Here is a 26938-nt window from a genome sequence, read left to right on the forward strand (position 1 = left end):
GTACGGAACTGCGCCTTGCCCGTGAGGTGCGCGAACACGACGACGTCGGCATCCCGGTGGCGGTCCGGGGTGAGCCGGCCGCCGCAGGTGATCAGGCGGAGCTCCGCCCTGCCGTGCGTGTCCATGTGGCCGACGACGGCGGCGGCGCCCGGCTCGCCGGGGGTGGGGCCGTCCTCGTACCAGGCCGCGTCGCGCGGTGGGGCGAAGTCGGGCTCAGGTGCACGGCGGACGCCTGGGGGGTGGGCTCGGCGCAGGCCGCGACGGGGGCTCAGGGCTTCCGTTCGCAGGCTCTTTGCCCCGATTTTTGGGACCAAGGTCTTGCCGTCGCTGGTCGCTGGTCGCTCGTCGCTCCGGATGCCGGGCCACGGGAGGGAGTGGCCCGGCATCGCGGGGGCGGCCGGCAGCTCGCGGACCGTCCGCACCGGGTCAAACGGCGAGGGCGGTCCACCGACGATCAGCTGACGAGCGCGAACCGGTGGTGACCTGGGGCGACAGTAGGCGCCGCCCCCTCGGTCGGACCAACTTCCCCCACCCGCCCGCGATCTTCGAATGGCCTGATCCCGTCGGTGAATTGAACGGCCCGCCCACCGGCCCGGCTCTTCCGCACCCTGCGCCGGACGCCCGCCCGCGGAGACAACTGGAATCCGGACTTTCCGTCCACTTGAGCTCGGACGCTGGCCGAAACCGTGTGGCGGAGACCGGGAACGCCGAAGACCGTGCGGCAGAGACCGGGAACGCCGAAGCCCCCGGCGACTTCACGTCACCGGGGGCCTCGGTACCGATCGGGTACGGACCGTCAGAGCTTCTCGATCACGTAGTCGATGCAGGCCGTCAGCTTCTGCACGTCGGCCGGGTCGATCGCCGGGAACATCGCGATGCGCAGCTGGTTGCGGCCCAGCTTGCGGTACGGCTCGGTGTCCACGATCCCGTTGGCGCGCAGCACCTTCGCGACGGCCGCCGCGTCGATGTCGTCCGAGAAGTCGATCGTGCCGATGACGGACGAGCGCTTGTCGGCGTCCACGACGAAGGGGGTCGCGTACTTCGACGCCTCCGCCCAGCCGTACAGGTTGCGCGCGCTGGCCGCCGTACGGCCGGTGGTGAACTCCAGACCGCCCTGGCTGTTCATCCACTCCAGCTGCTGGTCCAGCAGGAAGAGGGTGGCCAGCGCCGGGGTGTTGTACGTCTGGTTCTTCAGCGAGTTGTCGATCGCCGTCGGCAGCGAGAAGAACTCCGGGATGTGCCGGCCCGACGCGTGCACGCGGGCGGCGCGCTCCAGGGCGGCCGGGGAGAACGCGGCCAGCCACAGGCCGCCGTCCGAGGCGAAGGACTTCTGCGGGGCGAAGTAGTAGACGTCCGTCTCGGTGATGTCCACCGGCAGACCGCCGGCGCCCGAGGTCGCGTCCACCAGGACGAGTGAACCGGCGTCGGCGCCCGCGACGCGCTTGACGGGCGCGGCGACACCCGTCGAGGTCTCGTTGTGCGTGTACGCGTACACGTCCACGCCCGCCTCGGCCACCGGCTCCGGGTGCGTGCCCGGCTCCGAGGAGATCACGGAGGGCTCGTCCAGCCACGGCGCGAGCTTCGCGGCCTTGGCGAACTTGGAGGAGAACTCACCGAAGGTGAGGTGCTGGGACTTCCGCTCGATCAGACCGGCGGTCGCGATGTCCCAGAAGGCGGTGGAGCCGCCGTTGCCCAGGATCACCTCGTACCCCTCGGGGAGGGAGAAGAGGTCCCGGATGCCCTGCCGCACCGAGCCGACCAGGTTCTTGACCGGGGCCTGGCGGTGGGAGGTTCCGAGCAGGGAGGTACCGGTGGCGGCGAGGGCGTCCAGCGCCTCGGTCCGCACCTTGGAGGGGCCCGCGCCGAAGCGTCCGTCGGCGGGCTTGATGTCAGCGGGAATCTGGATCTCGGCCACGAGCGGAGCGTATCGGGTCCCGGTCCACGCCTCGGAGGCGCGTCCACCCGATGAGACGCGGCCGTACGGTGCGAGGGTGGTGCCGTGACGTCACCCGGGGAACTCGAACGGACATTGCGGGCGGAGCTGCGCGGCGAGGTGGACTTCGGGGCCGCCGCCCGGGCACTGACGACGATGGACGCCTCCAACTACCGGCGCGTTCCCGTCGGCGTGGTCGCCCCGCGCGACGCCGAGGACGTGGCGGCCGCCCTCCGCGTGTGCGCCGAGGCCGGGGTCCCGGTCGTCCCGCGCGGCGGCGGCACCTCCATCGCCGGTCAGGCCACCGGCACCGGAGTGGTCCTCGACCTCACCCGGCACATGAACGCCCTGGTGTCGGTGGACCCGGCCGCGCGCACCGCCGTGGTCCAGCCCGGCCTCGTACTCGACCGGCTGCGGGACGCGGTGCGCCCGTACGGGCTGACCTTCGGGCCGGACCCCTCCACGCACTCCCGCTGCACCCTCGGCGGCATGATCGGCAACAACGCGTGCGGCGCCCACTCGGTCGCCTGGGGCACCACCGCGGACAACGTGGCCGAGCTGGCGGTGACGGCGTACGGGGGCGCCGCGCACCGGATCGGCACGGGCTGGGCGGGGGCGCCGAAGGGGCTGCGGGAACTGGTCGAGGGCAACCTCGCCCTCCTGCGCACCGGGATGGGCGGCGGCTTCTCGCGGCGGATCTCCGGCTACGGCGGACTGGACGCGCTGCTGCCCGAGCGCGGGGTGCGGCTCGCCCGCGCCTTCTGCGGGAGCGAGGGCACGCTCGGGGTGGTGACCGAGGCCGTCGTGCGCCTGGTGGAGGCGCCGCGTGCGCCGGTCCTGGCCGTCCTCGGGTACGCCGACGAGAGCGCGGCCGCGGACGCGGCCGCCGGGCTGCTCCCGTACCGGCCTCTGACGGTGGAGGGGATGGCCGAGGACCTGGTGCGCGGGGCGGCCGGACTGCCGCGCGGCCGGGCCTGGCTGTTCGTGGAGATGCGGGACGAGGGCGCGGCGCGGGAACTCGTACGGGCCGCCGACGCCCTCGACGCGGTGGTGGTCACCGACCCGGCGGGGCAGCGGGCCCTGTGGCGGATCCGGGAGGACGCGGCGGGCACCGCGACCCGGCTGCCGGGCGGGGAGATGGCCTGGCCGGGATGGGAGGACTGCGCGGTGCCGCCGGCCCGGCTGGGCGCGTACCTGCGCGAGTTCCGCGCGCTGCTCGCGGCGCACGGGCTGCGCGGATCCCCGTACGGGCACTTCGGCGAGGGCTGTGTGCACGTACGCATCGACTTCGACCTGGTCTCGGCGGACGGGGTGGCCCGCTTCCGGGCCTTCTCCGGCGAACTGGCCGATCTGGTCGTCGCGCACGGCGGCTCGCTGTCGGGGGAGCACGGCGACGGGCAGGCGCGGGCCGAACTGCTGCCGCGCATGTACGGGCCGGAGGTGGTCGGGCTGTTCGGCGCGTACAAGGACGTGTGGGACCCGGCCGGCGGAATGAACCCGGGGATCCTGGTCCGGCCCGCACGGCTCGACGAGAACCTCCGCTTCGCGGTGCTGCCGGCCACGCCGTTCGCCGGTGAGGTCGCGCGGTGCGTCGGGGTGGCGAAGTGCCGCACCACGGACGCCGGCGGCGGGCCGGGGGTGATGTGCCCCTCGTACCGGGCCACGGGCGAGGAACGGCACTCCACGCGCGGCCGGGCCCGGCTGCTGCACGAGATGCTGGCGGGGGAGATCGTGCGGGACGGCTGGCGCTCGGCGGAGGTCGCCGAGGCGCTGGACCTGTGCCTGGGCTGCAAGGGCTGCCTCAGCGACTGCCCGGTGGGCGTGGACATGGCCACGTACAAATCGCAGTTCCTGCACCACCACTGGGCGGGCCGCATCCGCCCGCTCGCCCACTACGCCCTGGGCGGCCTCCCGACCTGGCTCCGGCTGATCACCGCGCTGCGGCTGACCCGCGCCGCGAACACGGCCGCCCGCCTCCTCCCGTTCCCGGGCCTGACACGGGAACGGGTGCTGCCGGAACTGGCGGCCGAGCCGTTCACCCGCTACCTCTCGGCTCCGCAGCACCCTCCAGCCTCGCCGCACCTTTCAGCTCCGCCGCACCACCCAGCCCCGCCGGCGTTTGAGGCGCGGGTCCGGGCAGAGCCCGGAAGCGGCCCGCAGGGCACCGCACCCACGGCCACCCCGACCGTCACCCTCTGGCCCGACACTTTCACGGAGTACCTCGCCCCGGAGGCCGGCCGCGCAGCGGTACGGGTCCTGGAGGCCGCGGGCCTGCGGGTGACCACACCCGGCGGAACGGTCTGCTGCGCCCTGACCTACGTCTCCACCGGCCGCCTCGACCGCGCCCGCAAGGTCCTCCACCGCACGCTCACGGCCCTCGGCGACGTCCGGACCCCCGTCGTGGTGCTCGAACCCAGCTGCGCCGCGGCCCTCCGCACGGACCTCCCCGCCCTCCTCCCCGACGACCCCCGCGCGGCCCGCCTGGCGGCAGCCGTCCGCACCTTCGCCGAGGCCCTGGAGGAGTACGCCCCGGACTGGCGCCCGCCCCGCCTCGACCGCGCGGTGGTCGGGCAGACCCACTGCCACCAGCACGCGGTCCTCGGCGACGCGGCGGACCGGCGACTGCGCGAGCGCGCCGGTCTCGTGGGCGAGCTCAGCGGCGGCTGCTGCGGTCTGGCCGGGAACTTCGGCTTCGAGCCGGGCCACCACGAGGTGTCGGTGGCCTGCGCGGAGGAGCAGCTGCTCCCGGCGCTGCGCGCGGCCGGTCCGGACGCCCTGGTCCAGGCGGACGGCTTCTCCTGCCGCACCCAGATCGCCCAGCTGGGCGGGGTCCGGGCCCGCCACCTGGCGGAACTCCTGGCCGAGGGCCTTGCCGCGGACCTGTAAGGAAAGATCTGTAAGGAAAGACCCGGCTCGACACTCCTTACGGAACGCGTAATCTGGAGAAATGCCCGCACCTTCGTCATCTCCCACGCCGGCAGTGTCGGCCGCCACGACGGCCCCCGCCCCCACACCGGCCCCGCTGCCCGCCGAGGGCACGGGCCGCGGTCTCGGGCCGGTCGCGCTGGTGATCTCGGCGGGGATCTCGGTGCAGTTCGGCGCCGCCCTCGCGGTCATGATCATGCCGAGGGCGGGCGCGGCGGGCGTAGTCACCCTGCGCCTCGCGGCCGCCGCGGTCGTGCTGCTGCTCCTGTGCCGGCCCAAGGTGCGCGGCTACTCCCGCTCCGACTGGGGCACGGTGCTCGCCTTCGGCGTCGCCATGGCCGGCATGAACGGGCTCTTCTACCAGGCCATCGACCGGATCCCGCTCGGCCCGGCCGTCACCCTGGAGGTGCTCGGGCCGCTCGCCCTGTCCGTCCTCGTCTCCCGGCGCCTGGTGAACTTCCTGTGGGCCGGCCTCGCCCTCGGCGGCGTGGTCCTGCTCTCCGGACACGGCGGGGGCGGCCTCGGCTTCGGCTCGCTCGACCCGCTGGGCGCGGCCTACGCGCTCGGGGCGGGCGCGATGTGGGCGGCGTACATCGTGTTCAGCGCGCGGACGGGCCGCCGCTTCCCGCAGGCGGACGGCCTGGCCCTGGCGATGGCGGTGGCCGCCGTCCTCTCGCTGCCGCTGGGCATCGCCGGCGCGGGCACGGACCTGCTGGTCCCGAGCACCCTCGCGCTGGGCCTCGGCGTGGCCGTGCTGTCCTCCGTCCTGCCCTACACGCTGGAAATGCTCGCCCTGCGGCGGATGCCCGCCCCGACCTTCGCGATCCTGATGAGCCTGGAGCCGGCCATCGCCGCCACCGCGGGCTTCCTCGTCCTGAACCAGGCCATGTCCACGCTGGACGCCCTGGCCATCGCCCTGGTGATCGCGGCCAGCATGGGCGCGGTCCGCTCCCAGATCCGCAAGCAGCCCGCCTGACGGACGTCGACACGCCCCGGGCCCGGTCTGCCGAGTGGTATCCGGCTGCAACCGGACGGGCACTCCCCGCGTCGTTACTGACGCGTACGCCCGCCCCGCCGGCCGCGGGGGACCGGCCGGGCGGGTGTACGTCTCTCAGCCGAGCGGCAGGTCCAGGTAGGAGGGCGTTGCCTCGGGCGAGGTGAACGCCAGCGTCGCGCGCGGCAGGTTGGCGTCGCCGTAGAACGGGTCGCGGGCGTCGATCACCAGCATCAGGCGGTGGCCGCGCGGTACGTCGTACGCCGTCGCCTGGAGGTCGATGTCCGCGCTGACCAGGCTGTCGGGCGGGGAGTCGACGTCGGTGTACGGGGCGTGCGTGACGATGTGGGCCGTGCCGTCGGGGGCCGCGTCGAGGAGGTACGCGACGAAGGTGGAGCCGGGGTTCGCCGCCCGGTAGGTCACCCGCAGCCGGGGTGTGCCGCGCAGCCGGACGGTCTCCGCGGCCGGGTCCGCTTCCCATACGGCGGCGAGGGTGCGGTCGATGTCGTCGGTCGGGTAGATCTTCGGGCGGCCGGCGATCTCGTCGTATCCGGACTCGACGACCTTGTCGGCGACGGTCGCCGGGGTGTCCACCCCGCACACGACGGTCGCGGTCCAGCCGGCCTGCGGATCCCCGGCCAGTTCCCCGTCGTCGGCCAGGTGCAGCCGTTGCACGCTCTCGGTGAGGGAGGGCCAGCTGGGGCGGGGTTCGAGGGTCTTGCTCCACATGACCTCGCCGAGCACCTGGCCCTCGGCGCCGATGCCGTTGTCGATCCCCTTGAGGTGGTGGTCGAACCAGCGGTGGGCGTCCGTCCAGATCCGGTTCGGCAGGCCGAGCATGCCGGTCATCTCGGGCCCGGAGTGGTCGCCGATGGAGACCGCGAGGCGCTTGGGCCCGGTCAGCTCGTTGAACATCTTCAGGGTCTGGTTGGGCGGGAAGAGCGTCTCGTGCCAGGCGTGCGAGAAGAAGACCGGCACCTGGCGGCGGTTGAGCTCCTTGATGTGGCTGAAGGGCGAGCGGGTCTCCGCCCAGCGCAGGGTGCCGGGGATGTCGCGGTTGCCGAGGACGTTGTCGAAGACGCTGTGCGTCTGCGGGCTCAGCCGGGCCTTCGCGGCCGCCTTCAGCAGGGCCCGTACGGCGGCGACGTGGCGGGTGGAGTTCTCGTAGAACGCCTCCCCGAGGTCGCCCCAGGTGCTGAGCGCGACCACGGCGTCGACGCGGGTGTCGTGCGCGGCGACCAGCTGGCTGATGCCGGAGCCGTACGAGTCCCCGAGGAAGCCGATCTTCGTCACGGGGCCGGAGCTGCGCTCGATGAGGTGGTCCAGGGCCCGGCTGCCGTCGGCGACGTCGAGCGGGCCGGCCACGTCGACCTGGCCCTCGGAGCCGGCGAAGCCGCGGGCGGAGTAGGCGAGGACGTTGTAGCCGCGGGCCGCGAACAGGCTGGCCTGGACGGCGTACGGCAGCCAGCCCAGGCTGGTCCAGGGCGAGGGCATGACGATCACCGGGCGCGGCTGGGCCCCGGTGTGCCGCCAGAGCGCGGCGTCGAGGAGGTCCCCGTCGGCGCCGGTCACCTTGCCGCGGGTGAACACGGCGAGGGAGCGGACCTCGGCGACCTCCGCGGCGCGGGCGGGGGCGAGGCCGGTGACGTCGCCGCTCTCCAGGGCGGCGACGAAGGCGCCGAGGGCGGTGGCGTCGAGTTCGGGATAGAGGGAGAAGGGGGGTTGGGCGGCTGGAGTCACGTCAGTCCATCCTCTTCGTCGTGGATCCAAAGCGGATCGAACGTGGATCGAATGTGGATCGAACGTGGTGCGCGCGCCCGGGCCCGGAGCGGAACGTTCAGTATCGACGGGACATCCGGTGACGTATCGCGAGTTTCCGGCTTACGGCCTGAATCGCCCCCTCCGTGCCCGGCGGCCGCCGCGCCGCGGGACCTGCGGTCGGCGGGGCGGCGGGACAACTCCCTTCCTGTCGTGCCGGTTTGGGGCGGGTGGCGGGAAGGCGCCGCCTGCCGAGAAAATCATGCAAGCGTGCTTGATTGTTTTCTTGGGTGCTGCCACTCTTCCCTCACGCCGAGAAGGGGAGCGCACCGTGCCCGATCCGTCCGCCGTCGACGCAGCCGTCGCCGTCTTCGCAGATCTGCGCGAGGAGGGCCGCGAACTCGAAGCCCTCGTCAGGGAGTTGCCGGATCCCGACTGGGCCCTGCCGACCCCCGCGCCCGGCTGGAGCATCGCCCACCAGATCGCCCACCTGCACTGGACCGACCGCGCCTCGCTGCTCTCCCTCACCGACGCGGCCGGCTTCGGCGTCATGGTCGAGGAAGCGCTGAAGGCCCCCGACTCCTTCGTCGACGAGGGCGCGGAAGAGGGCGCGGCGCTGCCGCCCGCCGAACTGCTCGCCCGCTGGCGGGCCACCCGGGCCGCCCTCGACGAGGCGCTCGCCGCGGCCTCGCCCGACACCCGGTTCCCCTGGTACGGGCCGCCGATGAAGGCCGCCTCCATGGCGAGCGCCCGGCTGATGGAGACCTGGGCGCACGGCCAGGACGTCGCCGACGCGCTCGGCGTGCGCCGCACCCCGACCGCGCGGCTGCGGCACGTGGCACGGATCGGCGTACGGGCCCGCGACTACGCCTACGCCGTACGCGGACTACCCGCGCCCGCCGAGGAGTTCCGGGTCGAGCTGACAGCCCCCGACGGCGCCGGGGTGTGGACGTACGGGCCGCCGGACGCCCCCCAGCGGATCACCGGCCCGGCCCTCGACTTCTGCCTCCTGGTGACCCAGCGGGCCCACCGCACCGACCTGGCCCTCACCGCAGTCGGCCCCGACGCGGACCGCTGGCTGGACATCGCCCAGGCCTTCGCGGGCCCGGCGGGCGCGGGGCGCGAGCCGGGAGCCGGGCGCGAGCCGGGGGCCGCCCGATGACGCCCCGGCCCCCCGCCGACCGCCCGCTGCGGATCGGCAACGCGTCCGGCTTCTACGGCGACCGCTTCGACGCCCTGCGCGAGATGCTGACCGGCGGCCCGCTCGACGTGCTCACCGGGGACTACCTCGCCGAGCTGACCATGCTGATCCTCGGCCGCGACCGCCTGAAGAACCCGGACCTCGGCTACGCCAAGACCTTCCTGCGCCAGCTGGAGGAGGGGCTCGGGCTCGCGCACGAGCGCGGCGTACGCATCGTCGCGAACGCGGGCGGCCTCAACCCGGCCGGACTCGCCGACGCCGTACGGGCCCTGGCGGCCAAGGTGGGCGTCCCCGTCACCGTGGCTCACGTCGAGGGGGACGACCGCACCCCGCACGAGGACGGGGCGCTCACCGCCAACGCCTACCTCGGAGGCGCCGGCATCACCGCCTGCCTGAGGGCCGGCGCGGACGTGGTCGTGACCGGCCGGGTCACGGACGCGGCACTCGTCAGCGGCCCGGCGGCCTGGTGGTTCGACTGGGCCCCGGACGACCACGACAGGCTGGCGGGGGCCGTGGTCGCCGGCCACGTCCTGGAGTGCGGAACCCAGGCCACCGGCGGCAACTACGCCTTCTTCACCGCGCACGACGTCCGCCGCCCCGGGTTCCCGCTCGCGGAGATCTCCGCCGACGGCTCGGCGGTCATCACCAAACACCCCGGCACGGGCGGGATCGTCTCGGTCGGCACCGTCACCGCCCAACTCCTCTACGAGACCCAGGGCGTGCGCTACCTCGGCCCCGACGTCACCGCCCGCCTGGACACGGTCCGCCTCTCCGAGGACGGCCCCGACCGCGTCCGCATCTCCGGCGTGCTCGGCGAACCCCCGCCGTCCACCCTCAAGGTGGGCGTCACCCGCATCGGCGGCTGGCGCAACGAGGTCGTCTTCGTCCTGACCGGCCTGGACATCGAAGCGAAGGCGGCCCTGGTCCGCACACAGCTCTCCGACGCCCTGGAGGGCGTGGCCACCGCCGACTGGACCCTCGCCCGCACAGACCACGAGGACGCCCCGACGGAGGAGACGGCCAGCGCCCTGCTGCGGCTGGTGGTCCGCGACCCGTCCCCGGACCGGGTGGGCCGCGTCCTGACCTCGACGGCGATCGAACTGGCCCTGGGCAGCTACCCGGGCTTCCACGTCACCACCCCGCCGGGCCCGGCCCAGCCGTACGGGGTCTTCACCTCGACCCTGACCCCGGCGGCCGAGGTCCCCCACGTGGCAGTCCTGGCGGACGGCACCCGCTTGCCGATCCCCGCTGCGCGGAGCCTTTCCCCCACCCCGCCCCTTCCCGAAACCTGGGGCTCCGCCCCGGACCCCGCTCCTCAAACGCCGGAGGGGCTGAAAGATCCAGCCTCGCCGGCGTTTGAGGCGCGGGGGTTTGGGGGCGGAGCCCCCGAAGGGGTCCGGGGCGGAGCCCCGGTTTCGGGAAGGGGCGGGGTGGGGGAGAGCCCCGCAGGGCCCACCACCCGCGGCGCCCCCCTGGGGGCAGTGGCGGGGGCCCGCAGCGGAGACAAGGGCGGCGACGCCAACATCGGGGTCTGGGTCGAGTCCGACGAGGCCTGGGCCTGGCTGGACCGCACCCTCACCGTCGAGCTGTTGCGGGAACTGCTCCCCGAAGCCCGGGCCCTGCCCGTGCACCGCCACCCGCTCCCGAACCTCCGCGCACTGAACTTCACCATCACCGGCATCCTCGGCGCCGGCGTCGCCTCCGGCCACCGCTTCGACCCCCAGGCCAAGGCCCTCGGCGAATGGCTCCGCGCCCGCCACCTGGACATCCCGACCCACCTGCTGCCCGAGACCGCCCCGGAGGGGACCGGCCCATGACCCGCCTCCGCACCACCGTCGACCCGCACGCCCCCGAGCACGCGCAGGCCCGTACCGCCGCCCTGGAACGCCTCGCCGCCCTCGACGCCGAGCACGCCAAGGCCCTCCAGGGCGGCGGCGAGAAGTACACGGCCCGCCACAGGCAGCGCGGCAAGCTCCTGGCCCGCGAACGCGTCGAGCTGCTCCTCGACCCGGACACCCCGTTCCTGGAACTGTCCCCGCTGGCCGCCTGGGGCAGCGACTACCCCGTCGGCGCCTCCATGGTCACCGGCATCGGCACCGTCGAGGGCGTGGAGTGCCTGGTCACCGCCAACGACCCGACCGTCCGCGGCGGCGCCTCCAACCCCTGGACCCTCAAGAAGGCCCTCCGGGCCAACGAGATCGCCCGGCAGAACCACCTGCCCTGCATCAGCCTCGTCGAGTCCGGCGGCGCCGATCTGCCCTCCCAGAAGGAGATCTTCATCCCGGGCGGCGCGATCTTCCGCGACCTCACCCGGCTCTCGGCCGCCGGCATCCCCACCGTCGCCGTCGTCTTCGGCAACTCCACCGCCGGAGGCGCGTACATCCCCGGCATGTCCGACCACACCATCATGATCAAGGACCGTTCGAAGGTGTTCCTCGGCGGTCCGCCGCTGGTCAAGATGGCCACCGGCGAGGAGAGCGACGACGAGTCCCTCGGCGGGGCCGACATGCACGCCCGCACCTCCGGCCTCGCCGACTACTACGCCCTCGACGAGTACGACGCGATCCGCCAGGCCCGCCGCGTCGTCGCCCGGCTCAACCACCGCAAGCCCCACGCGGATCCGGCCCCGGCGCAGGAGCCCAAGTACGACCCCGAGGAACTCCTCGGCATCGTCCCGCCCGACCTCAAGACGCCCTTCGACCCGCGCGAGGTCATCGCCCGCATCGTCGACGCCTCCGACTTCGACGAGTTCAAGCCGCTCTACGGCACCAGCCTCGTCACCGGCTGGGCCACCCTCCACGGCCATCCGATCGGCATCCTCGCCAACGCGCAGGGCGTGCTGTTCAGCGCCGAGTCCCAGAAGGCCGCCCAGTTCATCCAGCTCGCCAACCAGCGCGACATCCCCCTCCTCTTCCTCCACAACACCACCGGCTACATGGTCGGCAAGGAGTACGAGCAGGGCGGCATCATCAAGCACGGCTCGATGATGATCAACGCGGTGTCCAACTCGAAGGTCCCGCACCTGTCCGTGCTCATCGGCGCGAGCTACGGCGCCGGCCACTACGGCATGTGCGGCCGTGCCTACGAGCCCCGCTTCCTCTTCGCCTGGCCCAGCGCCAAGTCCGCCGTCATGGGACCCCAGCAGCTCGCCGGAGTGCTCTCCATCGTGTCCCGGCAGTCCGCCGCCGCGAAGGGACTGCCCTACGACGAGGAGGCCGACGCCGGGATGCGCGCCTTCGTCGAGGCGCAGATCGAGTCCGAGTCCCTGCCGATGTTCCTGTCCGGGCGGCTGTACGACGACGGGGTCATCGACCCGCGCGACACCCGCACCGTCCTCGGCCTGTGCCTGTCGGCCGTCCACAACGCCCCCGTCGAGGGCGCCCGTGGCGGCTTCGGCGTCTTCCGGATGTGAGCCCGCACATGACCCAGCCGATCACCTCGCTGCTCGTCGCCAACCGCGGCGAGATCGCCGTACGGATCTTCCGCACCGCCCGCGCCCTGGGCCTGGCCACCGTCGCCGTCCACTCCGACCCGGACACCGACGCCCTGCACGTGCGCGAAGCCGACGCGGCCGTACGCCTCCCCGGCGCGGCCCCCGCCGACACCTACCTGCGCGGCGACCTGATCATCAAGGCCGCCCTCGCCGCCGGCGCCGACGCCGTCCACCCCGGCTACGGCTTCCTCTCCGAGAACGCCGACTTCGCCCGCGAGGTCCTGGCCTCCGGCCTGACCTGGATCGGCCCGCCGCCCGAGGCCATCGAGGCCATGGCCTCCAAGACCCGCGCCAAGGACCTGATGCGCGCCGCCGGGGTACCGCTCCTGGACCCCGTCGACCCGGCCGCCGCCACCCCCGCCGACCTGCCCCTGCTGCTGAAGGCCGCGGCCGGCGGCGGCGGGCGCGGGATGCGCGTGGTCCGCGACCTCGCCGGGCTCCGGGACGCCCTCGAAGCGGCCTCCGCCGAGGCCCGTTCGGCCTTCGGCGACGGCGAGGTCTTCGCCGAGCCCTACGTCGAGCGCGGCCGCCACGTCGAGGTGCAGATCCTCGCCGACGCCCACGGCACCGTCTGGGCGCTCGGCACCCGCGACTGCTCCCTCCAGCGCCGCCACCAGAAGGTCATCGAGGAAGCCCCGGCGCCCGGCCTGCCCGAGGCCCTGCGCACGAGCCTGCACGAAGCGGCTGTCGCCGCCGCGCGGGTGGTCTCGTACCAGGGCGCGGGCACCGTCGAGTTCCTCGTCACCGCCGACGGACGCCCGTACTTCCTGGAGATGAACACCCGCCTCCAGGTCGAACACCCCGTCACCGAAGCCGTCTTCGGCCTCGACCTCGTCGCCCTCCAGCTGCGCGTGGCCGAGGGCGAGGCCCTGCCCCCGTCACCGCCGGAGCCCACCGGCCACGCCGTCGAGGCCCGCCTCTACGCCGAGGACCCGGCCCAGGACTGGCGCCCGCAGACCGGAGTCCTGCACACCCTCGCCGTCCCCGGCCAGGTCCGCGTGGACACCGGCTTCACCGACGGGGACGCGGTCGGCATCCACTACGACCCCATGCTCGCCAAGGTCATCGCCCACGCCCCCACCCGCGCCGAGGCCGTACGGGCCCTCGCCCACGCCCTCGCCGGAGCCCGCATCCACGGGCTCACCACCAACCGCGAGCTCCTCGTACGGTCGCTGCGCCACCCCGATTTCGCCGCCGGACAGCTCGACACCGGCTTCTACGAGCGCCACCTCGACGCCCTCACCGCGGGCGCCGCGGACGCCACGGAGGCGGCCCTCGCCGCCGCCCTCGCCGAAGCGGCTCCCGCCGCGGACGCCCCGCTCGCCGCCCGCCTCGGCGGCTGGCGCAACGTCCGCTCCCAGCCGCAGATCCGCCGCTACACCGCGGGCGGTGCCGAGTACGAGGTCCGCTACCAGGCCGGCCGGCTCGTCGACCACCCCGGCATCCGGGTCCTGGCCGCCACCCCCACCCTCGTCACCCTCGAAATCGAGGGAATCCGGCGGGCGTTCCACGTGAAACGTAATTCGAACAACTCCGGCGCGACCGAGATCTACGTGGATTCCGCACTCGGCGCCCACACCCTCACCCCCGTCCCCCGCTTCCCCGACCCCCAGGACCGGACCGAACCGGGCTCCCTGCTCGCCCCCATGCCCGGCACCGTCGTCCGCATCGCCGAGGGCCTCGCCCCCGGCAGCCCCGTCACCGCCGGGCAGCCCCTGCTCTGGCTGGAGGCCATGAAGATGGAGCACCGCATCCTCGCTCCCGCCTCCGGCACGCTCACCGCGCTCCACGCCGCCACCGGCCAACAGGTCGAGTTCGGCGCCCTGCTCGCCGTAGTCCAGGAGGAAACGCAGTCATGAGCTCCGCCACCAGCACCGTCGAGACCGAAGAGCACCAGGCCCTGCGCACGGCGGTCGCCGCCCTCGGGCAGCGCTACGGCCGCGAGTACCTCACCCGCGTCGCCCGCGAAGGCGGCCACCCCGACGAGCTGTGGGCCGACGCCGCGAAGCTCGGCTACCTCGGCGTCAACCTCCCCGAGGAGTACGGCGGTGGAGGCGGCGGCATCGCCGAACTGTCCATCGTCCTGGAGGAACTGGGCGCGGCCGGCTGCCCCCTCCTGATGATGGTCGTCTCGCCCGCGATCTGCGGCACGGTCATCTCCCGCTTCGGCACCGACGACCAGAAGCAGGCCTGGCTCCCGGGCCTCGCCGACGGCAGCCGCACCATGGCCTTCGGCATCACCGAACCCGACGCCGGCTCCAACTCCCACCGGATCACCACCACGGCCCGCCGCGACGGCGAGGAATGGATCCTCACCGGTCGCAAGGTCTTCATCTCCGGCGTCGACATCGCCGACGCCACGCTGATCGTCGGCCGCACCGAGGACGCCCGGTCCGGCCGCCTCAAGCCGTGCCTGTTCATCGTCCCGAGGGACACCCCCGGCTTCTCCCGCTCGGTCATCGACATGGAACTCCAGGCCGCGGAGAAGCAGTTCGAACTGGTCCTGGACGAGGTACGCCTGCCCTCCTCGGCGCTGATCGGAGACGAGGACGCGGGCCTGCTCCAGCTGTTCGCCGGACTCAACCCCGAGCGGATCATGACCGCCGCCTTCGCCATCGGGATGGGCCGCTACGCCCTCGCCAAGGCCGTGGACTACGCGAAGACCCGGCAGGTGTGGAAGGAACCCATCGGCGCACACCAGGCCGTGGCGCATCCGCTGGCGGCGGCGCACATCGAGCTCGAACTGGCCCGCCTGATGATGCAGAAGGCTGCCCGCCTGTACGACGCGGGGGACGACATGGGGGCGGGCGAGGCCGCGAACATGGCGAAGTACGCGGCGGGTGAGGCGTGCGTCCGCGCGGTGGACCAGGCCGTCCACACCCTCGGCGGCAACGGCCTCACCCGCGAGTACGGTCTCGCCTCCCTCGTCACCGCCGCCCGCGTGGCCCGCATCGCCCCGGTCAGCCGCGAGATGATCCTCAACTTCATCTCCCACCAAACCCTGGGCCTCCCCAAGTCCTACTGATCCACCGGTGGGTGGGCGCCTCAATCTCCCCCAGACTCCGTCCGGGGGTACCCCCAGGCGGGGCTGAAGGGGCCGCCGTCGAAGCCTGGCTGTGGGGCGGGGACACGCAGGAGGGTCCCCGCAGGACGAGCGCGCAACCCAGGCCGCACAGCCGGACCACGGTCGCAGGCGCGAGCCGAGGAGATCCTCGTGCGGGGCACCGCCCCACCACCCTTCGAGCCGCCCGCAGGGCGACCCGCACGAGCCCCGCTCCACACCCGTACACCGCCCAGCCGCCCGCAGGGCAACACGTACCCTCCCCGGAGGGACCCGTCGGGGAGAACCCCACCGCACACCACTCCGGAGGAGACATGGCTCCACTCGTCCACGCCACCCAGGCGACCGGCGTCACCACCCTGACCCTCGACTCCCCGGCCAACCGCAACGCCCTTTCCGCCGAGCTCGTGGCAGCGACCCGCGCCGCCCTCGCCACCGCCGCCGCGGACCCGGCGGTCCGGGCCCTCGTCCTCACCCACACCGGCAACACCTTCTGCTCCGGCGCCGACCTCAAGTCCCCCAGCGCCCCCGCAGACTTCCTCGCCCTGCTCCGCGAGATCGCCGAGCTGCCCAAGCCCGTGCTCGCCCGCGTCACCGGCCACGTCCGGGCCGGCGGCCTCGGGCTGCTCGGCGTCTGCGACATCGCCGCCGCCGGGCCGAAGTCCTCGTACGCCTTCACCGAGACCCACCTCGGCCTCGCCCCCGCGGTGATCTCCATGCCCCTGCTCCCGCGCCTGGACCCGCGCGCCGCCGCCCGCTACTTCCTCACCGCCGAGGCCTTCGACGCCGCCGAGGCCGCCCGGATCGGGCTGCTCACCCTGCACGCCGAGGACGTGGACGAGGCACTGGAGCCCGTGCTCGCCGGCCTGCGCAAGGCCTCCCCGCAGGGCCTGGCCGCGACCAAGGCGCTGACCGCCGCCGCCGTGCGCGAGGCCCTGTACCGCGACGGCGCCCGCCTGACGGAGCTGTCCGGGCAGCTCTTCGCGTCCGCCGAGGCCCGTGAGGGCATCACCGCCCGCTTCGAGCGCCGGGAACCCTCATGGGCACTGTGACCAGCGCGGCGGGCGCGGCCGGCCCCAAACAGGCGCGCAGCCGCGTCACCCGCCGCCACCTCCTGGAGGCGGCCGTGTCCTGTCTGGCGGAACACGGCTGGGCCGGCTCCACCGTCTCCGTCGTCGCCGAACGGGCCGGCGTCTCGCGCGGCGCCGCCCAGCACCACTTCCCGACCCGCGAGGACCTGTTCACCGCGGCCGTCGAGTACGTCGCCGAGGAACGCTCCACGGCCCTGCGCGACCTGTTCCACGCCGGCCCGGCCGCCCGCCCCGCGGTGGTGGAGGCGCTCGTGGACCTGTACACGGGCACCCTGTTCCGGGCCGCGCTCCAGCTGTGGGTCGCCGCCTCCAACGAGGAGCAGCTGCGCCCCCGGGTCACCGAACTGGAGGCCCGGGTCGGCCGCGAGACCCACCGCATCGCCGTGGAGCTGCTGGGCGCCGACGAGTCCGCGCCGGGCGTACGGGAGACCGTGCAGGGCCTCCTCGACATGGCCCGCGGCCTGGGTCTGGCCAATGTCCTCACCGACGACACGGCCCGCCGGGCCCGCGTGGTGGCCCAGTGGTCCCGGATCCTCGACGCCGCCCTGTCCTGAGGCCCCGGCCGGAGTAAACGGCAGGGCGCCGCACCCCGGTACCGGGATACGGCGCCCAGCGGCCACCGAATACGACAGTTACGCGGTCTCGGCGATGTCCGCGTAGCCCTCGATCTCCTGCGGGTCGCGCCGGCCCGGGCCCGTGTAGCGGGCCGACGGCCGCACCAGGCGGCCCGTGCGCTTCTGCTCCAGGATGTGCGCCGACCAGCCGGCGGTACGGGCGCAGCTGAACATGGAGGTGAACATGTGCGCCGGGACCTCCGCGAAGTCCAGCATGATCGCGGCCCAGAACTCCACGTTCGTGGCGAGCACGCGGTCGGGGCGGCGCGCGTGCAGCTCCTCCAGCGCGGCCTTCTCCAGCGCGGCGGCCACCTCGTAGCGCGGCGCGTCGAGCTCCTTGGCGGTGCGGCGCAGCACGCGGGCGCGCGGGTCCTCGGCGCGGTAGACGCGGTGCCCGAAGCCCATCAGCCGCTCGCCCTTGTCCAGGGCCTTCTTCACGTACGCCACGGCGTCGCCGGTGCGCTCGATCTCCTCGATCATGCCGAGCACGCGGGACGGCGCACCGCCGTGCAGCGGGCCCGACATGGCGCCGACGGCGCCCGACAGGGCGGCCGCCACGTCCGCCCCGGTGGAGGCGATGACGCGCGCGGTGAACGTGGAGGCGTTCATGCCGTGCTCGGCGGCGGAGGTCCAGTACGCGTCGACGGCCTTGACGTGCTTCGGGTCCGGCTCGCCCCGCCAGCGGATCATGAACCGCTCGACCACGGACTCCGCCTTGTCGATCTCCCGCTGCGGCACCATCGGCAGGCCCTGGCCGCGGGCGGACTGGGCGACGTACGACAGCGCCATCACGGCCGCGCGCGCCAGGTCGTCGCGGGCGGTCTGCTCGTCGATGTCCAGCAGCGGCTTCAGGCCCCACACGGGGGCGAGCATCGCGAGCGCGGACTGCACGTCGACGCGGATGTCACCGGAGTGGACGGGGATGGGGAAGGGCTCGGCGGCGGGCAGGCCCGGGTTGAAGGCACCGTCGACCAGGAGGCCCCAGACATGTCCGAAGGAGACGTGCCCGACGAGATCCTCGATGTCGACCCCGCGGTAGCGGAGGGAACCGCCTTCCTTATCCGGTTCGGCGATCTCGGTCTCGAACGCGACGACCCCTTCGAGCCCGGGTACGAAGTCGGACATCAGGCGGCTCCTCAGATAGTGCGAACACGCGCGGCTCCCGGCGTGACTCGCGGTCCGGCGCGGTCATCCCCGTTGATGCCCGGCACGGCCGATGGTCACCCGCGCGGGGACCTTCGGACCGGCCCCAAGATTTTGGCCGCTCCGCCTCGACTGCGGAAGCGTGACATACGGCACACCGCCACAGGCCCGGCTGCGGCAGGATGGCCAGCGTGACCGATCAGGACATTGACCCCGCCACGATGCGCAAGCAGTACCGCTCGGAAATCGTTCTCGAGGAGACCCTCGCCGAGCATCCGATGGACCAGTTCGCCCTGTGGTTCCAGCAGGCCGCCGACTCGCACCTCTTCGAACCGAACGCGATGGTCGTCTCGACGGCCACCCCCGACGGCCGGCCCAGCTCGCGCACGGTGCTGATGAAGCAGTTCGACGGGCGCGGCTTCGTCTTCTTCACCAACTACGCCTCCCGCAAGGGCCGCGAGCTCGCCGAGAACCCGCACGTCGCCCTGCTCTTCCCCTGGCACCCCATCTCGCGCCAGGTGATCGTCACCGGCACCGCGGCCCGCATCGGCCGCGACGAGACGGCGGCGTACTTCCGCTCCCGCCCCCACGGCTCCCAGCTGGGCGCCTGGGCGAGCGAGCAGTCCAGCGTGATCGGCTCCCGCGCCGAACTGGACCGCCGCTACGCCGAGCTCGACGCCCGCTACCCCGAGGACGAGCAGGTCCCGGTCCCGCCGGAATGGGGCGGCCTGCGCGTGGTCCCGGAGGCGGTGGAGTTCTGGCAGGGCCACGAGAACCGCCTGCACGACCGGCTGCGCTACGTCCTGGACGAGGGCAAGTGGCGCGTGGAGCGGCTCTGCCCGTAACCGTGCGGCGCCGTGCGGGAGGGTTCGCCCAGCGGGCCCGCCCGCACGAAGAGCTCCCGGGCGGCGGGCCGCCGGGCCCTGCTCACCCCGAGCGGGAGCGGCAAACGCAGGCGACCCGCGGGCTCTGGGTCTCTCTCCTGCAGTGAGAGAAGCCGGCCGGACGTACCGGCGAGCCCGCGGGTCGGGTGACTGCTGTGGATTGGCGCCTGGCGATCCCGCCGGGCACCGCACTGGGTGCGTGCGACGACGGGCGCTTAGCCCGCAGCCACCTCACGCGTCCGGATTTCATACATTTCCGGGATCACCTCCTTTCAGTGTGTGTCCACTGTAGGCAGGCCCCTGCCGTTCGCTCAATCGAATTTCGGCGGCGAATCCGTAGGTGTATCCATCGGCTCTCTGGAGTAGCCGCAAATTCCGGTGAGAGACATCAAAGCGGCTGGTCAACGTCGTGATGCGATGCTGACCACTGGTTCGGACCGCGATGCGTCCCACCCAGCTGCCGGCCCACTTCCCCCGGGGAACGACGGCCGCTACCAGGTCCCCTGTCGAGTACCCGTGGTGGACCTTGCCGCGCGGCCGTTGCAAGCCCGACCATGCGTGCACCGGCATACCCTGGCCTGCGAGTTCCTTCACCAGCTGGAGCCTGGTGGCGTTCATGGCGGCCACGTCCTGTAACGGTCTCCTCAGCTGGATGATCACGCGTTCCAGGCGGGCCGGCTGATCGGAGAGGAACTCTTCGATGGGCGCCGTCCCCTTTGCCTGATTGCAGGGAACACAGGCGAGGACGAGGTTCGATACCCGGTCCGATCCACCGCGGCTTCGTGGGCGGACGTGCTCGATGTCGAGAGGTACCCCCGTCGCGTCGCAGTAGGCGCAAGATCCCTTCCATTTGGCCAGGAGAAACTCACGGATCTCGCATCCGCCGTGCGTCGACGCGGTGCTTTCCGGTGCGCCGGACGGTATGGCTCCGGCGAATGCGGCCGTGTCGAACGCGACCTGCTCCACGTGGATCTCACGCACCGGTGCGTATCGGCACAGTCGCATGACAACGGACATGGTCGAGTCGACGCGATGACGCACGGATGGGGGAAGCCAGCCGTCCGGCCGGGTCCGGTTGTCGTGCCGGGGCGCCCGGTACCGGAGGTTCGCCGAGCGCCTTCGGCGGCGATAGGCGGCGCGTCGCATCATGCCGCCGCGGATCTTTTGTCCCCGGTGCCGGAGTTCGATCGTGATCAACCCCCGGCGGGCGACCGCGGTTCGTCCCTCCGGGCCGACTCGGTGGTGTTCATCCGTGATGGCGATGCCCGTCGCCTTGGAGCCGGGATCAAGCCGGAGCTGTACGCCCCCGACGGCCGAGCCCGCACGGGTCCTGTGCTTGAGCCGGATGGTGAACGGGGCCCGCCGCACCACGACGGCACGTCCACTGTCGAGCAACTCGCGTGCACGGGCCGGATGGCAGGGCATGAGCGGTTCGCCCCCCTGCGCCAGTACGAACACCCGGCTTGCTGCCAGGCGGGGAGCGTCACCGCTCCCGGTCTCTGCCGTCTCCACTGCCGAAGCGGCGGATCGGGCGTGACGCCGACGTGTCCCGGTGCGGACCGCGCCGGTCTCCCCTCGCCCATGTTCCACACCGGTGCCCGGCGTTGTCGCCGGGAGTCCGTGAGCCGTTTCGTCCCTGCTCCCAGGGGTGTCTGCGCTCGCGGATTCCAGAGCAGGCTGCTGAGGAAGCACAGCCTGGTGGGTCTGCTCGCCTGCAAGGAACGTAGTCATCGAGGCACCTCGACTGATCCGGGGATCGTGATGACCGGGGCTGGTCACTCGGTATGAGGGAGCGAGTGACCTCCCTTCTCGTGATGCCGGCGACGCTACGCACCGTGGTTCGTGAGGTGCGGACGGATCAAGGGAGGTCACTCGAACGTGTGGCCGTCCGGGGCGCGCCTTCCCGGGCAGCAGGGGAGGCGTACTGATTTCTCCGAATGCAGTGTGGGCTGCGTCACGTTCCAGTTGAATGATCCGACGTGCCGCACACGCGAACACCTGCTGGGGGTGCCAGGTGACTGCTTCCGGACGTAACGAGACCGCAGACGATCTGCTCGCAGCGCTGCTGGACGGGATGGACGCCGCCTTGTGCGCGTTCGACGCCGACGGCGTGATCACCCACTGGAACCGCGAGGCCGAGCGGATCCTGGGCTGGTCCGCGGGCGAGGCCGTGGGGCGCAAGGGCTTCGAGGGGTGGGCGGTGCGGGCCGCCGACGCGCACGACGTGCAGGACAGACTCATGGCCGCCCAGCACGTGCCCGGCCGGCAGGTGCACGAGTTCGCGCTGCTCACCAAGGACGGCGGGCGCGTCCTCGTACGGACCCAGTCCGCCGGGGTGCCGGGGGCGGACGGGAAACCCGCCGGGGTGTACTGCGCCTTCAGCGAGGTGCACGCGCAGATCGACCTGGAGCGGTCCATCGCGCTGAGCGAGGCCCTGATGGAGGACGCCTCGTGGGGCGTCGTCCTCGTCGACGTCGACCTGCGGCCCGCCGTGGTCAACGCGCACGCCGCGCGCGCCTTCGGGACCGGCCGCACCGCGCTGCTCGGGCGCCCGCTCGGCGAGCTGCTCACCCAGGGGGTGGAGGAGCTCGAAGGCGCGCTCCAGCACGTGCTCGCCGAGGGGGCGCCGCCCGCGCCGGTGGAGATGTGGGTGTCGGTGCGGACCGCCGAGGGGGTGCGGCGCAGGTGCTGGCGGTGCGGGTTCCTGCGGCTGGCCTCGCCGCTCGCGGAGGAGCCGGTGCCGCTGGGCGTCGGCTGGCTGTTCCAGGACGTCACCCAGGCCCGGCAGGAACAGCTGGACACCGCGCAGCTGCGGTTCCGGTCCCACCAGCTGCACCGTGCGGGGCGGGCCGCCGCCGAGTGCGAGGACCCGGCCGAGGCGGCCGCCGTACGCCTGGACTTCGCCCTGGCCGGATTCGCCGAGCACGCGCTGCTGGACGTACTGGATCCCGCGGCCGACCCCGAGCGGCGAAGGCTCGTACGGTCCGCCGCGTCCCCGCCGGTGCTGCCGGGGCCCGGGTCGATCCCGGTCCGGTACGCGGCCGGGCATCCGGCCCTCCAGGCCCTGGACCGGATCGGCTCGGTGCGCACCTCCGCCCCGCGCGGCGAGGCGGACGCGGAGTGGGCGCGGGCCCGCCAGTGGCCCGAGGGCGCGGCGCACGTGCTGTGCACGGTGCTGCGCAGCCGGGGCCGGACGCTGGGGGCGCTGACGTTCGTACGCGGGCCCACGCGGGTGGCCTTCGAGCGCCCGGACGCGGAGTACGCGGAGGAGGTCGCGGCCCGGGTGGCCGCCGATCTGGACCTGGCGGCGGGAGGACGTCCGGCAGGCGGCTAATGCCCGTCCTGCTGCCGGTGCTCCTGCTTCCGGTCCGCGTTCCCGTTCCCGTTCTCGTTCCCGTTCTGGTTCTCGCCTGTCTGGGACGGGGAGGGCAGGGACCACAGGTGGTCCGGGGTGGCGATCTCCGTGACGGCCCGGCCGATCGTGGTGCTGTACGAGCCGCCGCGGTCGACGTCGGAGTTGACGATGACGACCAGCGTGGCCTTGCGCTGCGGCAGTTGGGCCGCGATGGTCTCGTAGCCGGGCAGCTCGCCGTTGTGCCCGAGCCAGCCGTTGACGTCGGCGATGCCGAGGCCGTACGAGATCCCCGGCACGCCCACGGGCCCGGTGCGCAGCCGCTGCGCCTGCGTGGCGGGGGTCAGGAGCCGGCCGTCCGCGAGGGCCGGGGCCCAGGTGTGCAGGTCGTCGAGGTCGGAGACGACGGCTCCGGCGGCCCAGGCCCAGGAGGGGTTCCAGGTGGTGGCGTCGGTGACGGTGCCGCCGGGCGTGAAGGTCGTGTAGCCGTGCGCGTGCGGTTCGGGCAGGGCCGCGCCGGTGGGCAGGGAGGTGCTGGTCAGCTTCAGCGGCGCGAACACGTGCTGCTGGAGGAAGGTGTGCAGCGGCTGCCCGCCGATCTTCTCGATGACCAGGCCGAGCAGCACGGTGTTGGTGTTGCTGTACTCCCACTTCGCGCCCGGGGCGAAGTTCGCCGGGTGGGCGAAGGCGTAGTCGAGGAGCTGCTGCGGGGTGTAGGAGCGGTGCGGGTCGGTGCGCAGGGAGTCGAGGAACTTCGGGTCGCTCGTGAAGTCGTACAGGCCGCTGCGCATGGCGGCGAGCTGGCGGAGGGTGATCTTCTCGCCGCCGGGGACCCCGTCCAGGTACGCCGAGACCGGGGCGTCGAGCCGGACGCGCCCCTGGTCGACGAGCTGGAGGAGGGCGGTGACGGTGAAGGTCTTGGTCACGCTGCCGACGCGCGTGTGGAGGTCGGTCTTCATCGGCGTGCCGGATGCCGTGTCGGCGACGCCGAAGGACTTCACGTAGTCGCCGCGCCCGGGCATCCACAGTCCGACGGTCACGCCGGGGATGCCGTCCTTCTTCATCGCCGCGGTGATGGCGGCGTCGAGCCGGGCGACGGTGGCGGGGTCGAGGTCCTGGCTCACGGGGCCCCGGGTGGCCGCGACGGTGGAGGGCGCGGCCTCGACGGGCGGGGCGGCGCCCACGCCCGTCACGAAGAGCAGGAGGGCCGCCGCGCCGGCCTGCAGGGCGCGGCGCGCGGTGTGCGGGAGGTGCGGGACGCGTGGTGCGGCGGGAGTGGCGGACATGTCCGGTCACCTCTGTTGCGCGGGGCCCCGAGTGCCGTACCCGTCCATCGTAGGAACGGGGTGCGGGCGCGGCGACCGCGCCCGCAGGCGCGCCCCTGGCCCGGGCACCGCCCCCGGCCGCCCGGTCAGTGCCGGAAGAAGATCCGGTCGCCGTACTCCTGCATCACGCGGCCGTTCCACTCGTGGCCGCCGTCGACGTTGCCCGAGCGCAGCAGCGGGGGCTCCACGCCGCGGGCGGCGAGTTCGCCGGCCGCGGCCGCCATGACCGCCTGCATGATCGCGCTGGTCACGACGGTGGAGGCGGGGGCGAAGGGCGCGTCGATGCCGTCGATGCTGAGCTCGGCGTCCCCGACCGCGATCTTGCTGTCGAGGACGACGTCGCAGTGGTCCTTGAGGAAGCTGCCGGAGACGTGCCGCGACTTGGTCTCGGTCGCGTACGCCACGGAGGTGACGCCGATGACCTTGAGGCCGATGGCGCGGGCGTTCATGGCCATCTCGACGGGCAGGGCGTTGCGCCCGGAGAGGGAGATGATCACGAGGACGTCGCCGTCGGAGGCGGGGCTGCTGTCCAGGACGGCGCCGGCGAGGCCGTCGACCCGTTCCAGGGCGCTGCCCAGGGTCGCGGGCATGACGTCGATGCCGACGGTGCCGGGGACGGCGAGGAAGTTCATCAGGGCCATGCCGCCGGCCCGGTAGACCACGTCCTGGGCGGGCAGTGAGGAGTGCCCGGCGCCGAAGGCGAAGAGCCGGTTGCCGCCGGCGACGGCGTCGGCGACGAGGGAGCCGGCCTCCGCGATGTGCGGGGCCTCCTCGTCCCGCACCCGCTCCAGCAGACCGATGGCGGCGTCGAAGAACTGACCGGCCAGCTTGCTCTCGCTCATACGACGATGGCCCTTCCGGAGGTGGGGGTGCGTCCGTGTCCGCCGCTCACCGTGCGGTCTGGACCAAGGGCGTGTCAATACGGGCGCCAAGAGATGTCCGGGACCGGTCTTGACCCTCGGCACGGGACGGTTGTCGGCCCGATGCGTCAGAATTGGGGGCAGGGCCAGCGCACGCAATCCGAGGGGCACGAATGTCCGGACTGATCGATACCACGGAGATGTATCTCCGCACCATCCTTGAGCTGGAGGAGGAAGGTGTGGTCCCCATGCGCGCCCGCATCGCCGAACGGCTGGACCAGAGCGGCCCGACGGTGAGCCAGACGGTGGCGCGGATGGAGCGCGACGGCCTTGTGGCCGTCGCCAGCGACCGGCACCTGGAGCTGACCGACGAGGGGCGCAAGCTGGCGACGCGGGTGATGCGCAAGCACCGCCTTGCGGAGTGCCTGCTCGTCGACGTCATCGGCCTGGAATGGGAGCAGGTGCACGCCGAGGCCTGCCGCTGGGAGCACGTGATGAGCGAGGCGGTGGAGCGGCGGGTGCTGGAGCTGCTGCGCCACCCGACCGAATCGCCGTACGGGAACCCGATCCCGGGGCTGGAGGAGCTGGGCGAGAAGGCCGAGGCGGACCCGTTCCTGGAGGACGGCATGGTCAGCCTGTCCGAGCTCGACCCGGGCACGGAGGGCAAGACGGTGGTCGTACGCCGGATCGGTGAGCCGATCCAGACGGACGCCCAGCTGATGTACACGCTGCGGCGGGCGGGCGTACAGCCCGGCTCGGTGGTGAGCGTGACGGAGTCCCCGGGCGGGGTGCTGGTCGGCAGTGGCGGCGAGGCCGCCGAGCTGGACGCGGAGGTCGCTTCGCACGTTTTCGTGGCGAAGCGCTGACCTCGACGACCCGGACGGATTCCGCGACCTCGACGCAGGCGGTCACTCGTGCCGGCGTCGATTCGTTGCCGGCGTCGACTCGTTTCGTTGGACTGGTGGGAAGTGGGCGGTCCCGGCGCCTTGCGGCACCGGGACCGGTCCTCCCCTTGTGACCCGGAGCCCCGAGCTCTCAAGGTCTCCCCTTCGGACCGTCTTCCCCGAGCGGCCCGCCTCCCTGTTGAAAGGATCTCCATCGGCAGCGGCGGCCAATCCTTGAGCAAGGTCACTCGAAAGAGCGGTGTTGTAGGCGAGAACCCTGTTTTCGAATGCGGGTTCGATAGTCTGGCGGGGAGTGAAGGGGGTGCATCTGCGGTGGTACAGCGCGTTGATGTGACAGGGGCCGGAGGCGTCCGCCTGGCCGCCTGGGAGTTCCGCGAAACGGCCGCCGAGGCCGACCCCCGCCCCGGGGTGCTCTTACTGCACGGTCTGATGGGCCGCGCCTTCCACTGGTCCGGCACCGCCCGCTGGCTCCGCGAGAGCCGCCGCGTCGTGGCCCTGGACCAGCGCGGACACGGCCAGAGCGACCGCCCGCCCGGCGGTCCCGACGTCCACACCTCCTTCGGGCGCGAGGCGTTCGTGGCCGATGCCGAGGCCGCCGTCGAGCAGCTCGGCCTCGCCCCCGTCACCCTGATCGGCCACTCCATGGGCGCCCTCACCGCCTGGCAGCTCGCGGCCCGCCGGCCGGACCTGGTCGAAGCCCTGGTCATCTGCGACATGCGCGCCTCGGCCCTCGGCGCGGCCTCCCAGCAGGAATGGGAGGACTGGTTCCACCGCTGGCCGCTGCCCTTCCCCACGCAGGACGCGGCCCGCCGCTGGTTCGGCGAGGACGACCCCCGGGTGGAGCGCCCCGATCCCGGCCGCGGGGCCTTCTTCGCCGAGGTCATGCACGAGGCCCCGGACGGCTGGCGCCCGCTCTTCTCCCGCCGCGAGATGCTGACGGCGCGCGAGACCTGGGTCCACGACGCCCACTGGGAGGAGCTGGCCAAGGTCCGCTGCCCGACGCTGGTGGTCCGCGGCCTCGACGGCGAGCTGGGCCGGGCGGAGGCCCAGGAGATGGTCCGCGTCCTCCCCGCCGGGCAGTACGCCGAGATCCCCGACGCCGGCCACTACCTCCACTACGACCAGCCGACGGCCTGGCGCGCGGCCCTGGAGCCCTTCCTGGACGGGATCAAGGCCGGGGCCGCGTGACGGGCCGACGGGCCCGGCAGGGCGTGTCAGGCGGGTGAGTCGTCAGGAGGCGCGTCAGGAGACGTGACGGGAGGCGGTGTCAGGGGGCGCGTGCCAGGGAGGCGTGTGTCGGGAGGCGTGTCAGCGGTCTGTCAGCGGGGTGTCCGGGGCCTGTCAGGGGGCCGCGCCATGGTGGCGACATCACCAGGCAGGCCCCCCAGAAACGAGGACC

19 protein-coding genes are annotated in these 26938 nt (G+C 73.2%); 13 read left to right on the top strand and 6 right to left on the bottom strand.

The window, feature by feature from the left end; all coding sequences use genetic code 11:
* Positions 1–796 precede the first annotated feature (796 nt).
* Positions 797–1915 carry a phosphoserine transaminase gene (gene serC, locus ACFYZ4_RS12830; protein ID WP_351300224.1) on the bottom strand — a complete coding sequence of 373 codons (1119 nt, stop codon included), beginning with the start codon at positions 1913–1915 and terminating at the stop codon, positions 797–799.
* 84 nt (positions 1916–1999) lie between these two features.
* On the opposite strand from serC, the gene ACFYZ4_RS12835 reads away from it, so the two are divergent.
* Both ACFYZ4_RS12835 and ACFYZ4_RS12840 read left to right on the top strand, forming a co-directional pair.
* The gene (locus tag ACFYZ4_RS12835) at positions 2000–4819 is read left to right on the top strand and encodes an FAD-binding and (Fe-S)-binding domain-containing protein (protein ID WP_390783902.1); all 2820 of its coding nucleotides are present in this window, start codon (positions 2000–2002) and stop codon (positions 4817–4819) included.
* A gap of 61 nt (positions 4820–4880) precedes the next feature.
* Positions 4881–5834, top strand: coding sequence for a DMT family transporter (locus ACFYZ4_RS12840; protein ID WP_390783903.1), 954 nt, complete (start codon positions 4881–4883; stop codon positions 5832–5834).
* A gap of 135 nt (positions 5835–5969) precedes the next feature.
* Here the strand turns inward: ACFYZ4_RS12840 and ACFYZ4_RS12845 are convergent, their stop codons facing one another.
* Entirely contained in the window at positions 5970–7592 is a 1623-nt protein-coding gene (locus ACFYZ4_RS12845) for a CocE/NonD family hydrolase (protein ID WP_351300230.1), read from the bottom strand.
* Between the two features lie 349 nt (positions 7593–7941).
* Between ACFYZ4_RS12845 and ACFYZ4_RS12850 the strand changes: the two genes are divergently transcribed.
* The 7 genes from ACFYZ4_RS12850 (at position 7942) to ACFYZ4_RS12880 (ending at position 17010) form a co-directional block, all read left to right on the top strand.
* Entirely contained in the window at positions 7942–8772 is an 831-nt protein-coding gene (locus ACFYZ4_RS12850; protein WP_390783904.1) for a TIGR03084 family metal-binding protein, read from the top strand.
* The gene (locus ACFYZ4_RS12855) at positions 8769–10628 is read left to right on the top strand and encodes an acyclic terpene utilization AtuA family protein (protein WP_390783905.1); all 1860 of its coding nucleotides are present in this window, start codon (positions 8769–8771) and stop codon (positions 10626–10628) included. Before ACFYZ4_RS12850 ends, ACFYZ4_RS12855 begins: the two co-directional genes overlap by 4 nt.
* Entirely contained in the window at positions 10625–12223 is a 1599-nt protein-coding gene (locus ACFYZ4_RS12860; RefSeq protein ID WP_390783906.1) for an acyl-CoA carboxylase subunit beta, read from the top strand. The genes ACFYZ4_RS12855 and ACFYZ4_RS12860 overlap by 4 nt, the downstream gene beginning before the upstream one ends.
* Positions 12224–12231: 8 nt before the next feature.
* Positions 12232–14163 carry an acetyl/propionyl/methylcrotonyl-CoA carboxylase subunit alpha gene (locus ACFYZ4_RS12865; protein ID WP_390783907.1) on the top strand — a complete coding sequence of 644 codons (1932 nt, stop codon included), beginning with the start codon at positions 12232–12234 and terminating at the stop codon, positions 14161–14163.
* Complete coding sequence (locus ACFYZ4_RS12870) at positions 14160–15329, top strand: acyl-CoA dehydrogenase family protein (RefSeq protein ID WP_384351890.1); 1170 nt, start codon at positions 14160–14162, stop codon at positions 15327–15329. The genes ACFYZ4_RS12865 and ACFYZ4_RS12870 overlap by 4 nt, the downstream gene beginning before the upstream one ends.
* 350 nt (positions 15330–15679) lie before the next feature.
* A complete protein-coding gene (locus ACFYZ4_RS12875; RefSeq protein WP_390783908.1) occupies positions 15680–16417 on the top strand; it encodes an enoyl-CoA hydratase family protein in 738 nt (245 codons plus the stop codon).
* Positions 16405–17010: a TetR/AcrR family transcriptional regulator gene (locus ACFYZ4_RS12880; RefSeq protein WP_351297629.1), complete on the top strand. Its 606-nt coding sequence runs from the start codon at positions 16405–16407 to the stop codon at positions 17008–17010. Before ACFYZ4_RS12875 ends, ACFYZ4_RS12880 begins: the two co-directional genes overlap by 13 nt.
* Before the next feature lie 78 nt (positions 17011–17088).
* Here ACFYZ4_RS12880 and ACFYZ4_RS12885 read toward each other — a convergent pair whose 3' ends face one another.
* Complete coding sequence (locus ACFYZ4_RS12885) at positions 17089–18195, bottom strand: citrate synthase 2 (protein ID WP_351297626.1); 1107 nt, start codon at positions 18193–18195, stop codon at positions 17089–17091.
* Positions 18196–18395: 200 nt separating this feature from the next.
* Here ACFYZ4_RS12885 and pdxH point away from each other — a divergent pair, with 200 nt between their 5' ends.
* A complete protein-coding gene (gene pdxH, locus ACFYZ4_RS12890) occupies positions 18396–19058 on the top strand; it encodes a pyridoxamine 5'-phosphate oxidase (protein WP_351297623.1) in 663 nt (220 codons plus the stop codon).
* 285 nt (positions 19059–19343) lie between these two features.
* Here the strand turns inward: pdxH and iscB are convergent, their stop codons facing one another.
* Positions 19344–20609 carry an RNA-guided endonuclease IscB gene (iscB, locus tag ACFYZ4_RS12895; RefSeq protein ID WP_390783909.1) on the bottom strand — a complete coding sequence of 422 codons (1266 nt, stop codon included), beginning with the start codon at positions 20607–20609 and terminating at the stop codon, positions 19344–19346.
* A 502-nt stretch (positions 20610–21111) separates the two neighbouring features.
* On the opposite strand from iscB, the gene ACFYZ4_RS12900 reads away from it, so the two are divergent.
* Positions 21112–22431, top strand: a complete 1320-nt coding sequence (locus tag ACFYZ4_RS12900) for a PAS domain-containing protein (RefSeq protein WP_351297620.1) — start codon at positions 21112–21114, stop codon at positions 22429–22431.
* Here the strand turns inward: ACFYZ4_RS12900 and ACFYZ4_RS12905 are convergent.
* Both ACFYZ4_RS12905 and ACFYZ4_RS12910 read right to left on the bottom strand, forming a co-directional pair.
* Entirely contained in the window at positions 22428–23735 is a 1308-nt protein-coding gene (locus tag ACFYZ4_RS12905; protein WP_390783910.1) for a serine hydrolase domain-containing protein, read from the bottom strand. The two genes, ACFYZ4_RS12900 and ACFYZ4_RS12905, sit on opposite strands and share 4 nt — an antisense overlap.
* Positions 23736–23860: 125 nt before the next feature.
* Positions 23861–24616, bottom strand: coding sequence for an SIS domain-containing protein (locus ACFYZ4_RS12910; protein ID WP_351297614.1), 756 nt, complete (start codon positions 24614–24616; stop codon positions 23861–23863).
* Between the two features lie 191 nt (positions 24617–24807).
* Here ACFYZ4_RS12910 and ACFYZ4_RS12915 point away from each other — a divergent pair, with 191 nt between their 5' ends.
* Positions 24808–25500, top strand: a complete 693-nt coding sequence (locus ACFYZ4_RS12915; protein ID WP_351297611.1) for a metal-dependent transcriptional regulator — start codon at positions 24808–24810, stop codon at positions 25498–25500.
* A 351-nt stretch (positions 25501–25851) separates the two neighbouring features.
* A complete protein-coding gene (locus tag ACFYZ4_RS12920) occupies positions 25852–26727 on the top strand; it encodes an alpha/beta hydrolase (protein ID WP_351297608.1) in 876 nt (291 codons plus the stop codon).
* The last annotated feature ends 211 nt before the right edge of the window (positions 26728–26938 follow it).

Origin of the sequence: Streptomyces sp. NPDC001513 (assembly GCF_042894695.1) — a bacterium.
GTDB lineage: Bacteria > Actinomycetota > Actinomycetes > Streptomycetales > Streptomycetaceae > Streptomyces.

Bases quoted from the DNA above. Each gene is read 5' to 3' on its own strand.
- ACFYZ4_RS12885 (WP_351297626.1), bottom strand. From the start codon at position 18,195: ATGTCCGACTTCGTACCCGGGCTCGAAGGGGTCGTCGCGTTCGAGACC.
- ACFYZ4_RS12905 (WP_390783910.1), bottom strand. From the start codon at position 23,735: ATGTCCGCCACTCCCGCCGCACCACGCGTCCCGCACCTCCCGCACACC.
- ACFYZ4_RS12865 (WP_390783907.1), top strand. From the start codon at position 12,232: ATGACCCAGCCGATCACCTCGCTGCTCGTCGCCAACCGCGGCGAGATC.
- pdxH (WP_351297623.1), top strand. From the start codon at position 18,396: ATGGCCAGCGTGACCGATCAGGACATTGACCCCGCCACGATGCGCAAG.
- ACFYZ4_RS12840 (WP_390783903.1), top strand. From the start codon at position 4,881: ATGCCCGCACCTTCGTCATCTCCCACGCCGGCAGTGTCGGCCGCCACG.
- ACFYZ4_RS12870 (WP_384351890.1), top strand. From the start codon at position 14,160: ATGAGCTCCGCCACCAGCACCGTCGAGACCGAAGAGCACCAGGCCCTG.
- ACFYZ4_RS12915 (WP_351297611.1), top strand. From the start codon at position 24,808: ATGTCCGGACTGATCGATACCACGGAGATGTATCTCCGCACCATCCTT.
- ACFYZ4_RS12880 (WP_351297629.1), top strand. From the start codon at position 16,405: ATGGGCACTGTGACCAGCGCGGCGGGCGCGGCCGGCCCCAAACAGGCG.
- ACFYZ4_RS12855 (WP_390783905.1), top strand. From the start codon at position 8,769: ATGACGCCCCGGCCCCCCGCCGACCGCCCGCTGCGGATCGGCAACGCG.
- ACFYZ4_RS12875 (WP_390783908.1), top strand. From the start codon at position 15,680: ATGGCTCCACTCGTCCACGCCACCCAGGCGACCGGCGTCACCACCCTG.
- ACFYZ4_RS12860 (WP_390783906.1), top strand. From the start codon at position 10,625: ATGACCCGCCTCCGCACCACCGTCGACCCGCACGCCCCCGAGCACGCG.
- ACFYZ4_RS12910 (WP_351297614.1), bottom strand. From the start codon at position 24,616: ATGAGCGAGAGCAAGCTGGCCGGTCAGTTCTTCGACGCCGCCATCGGT.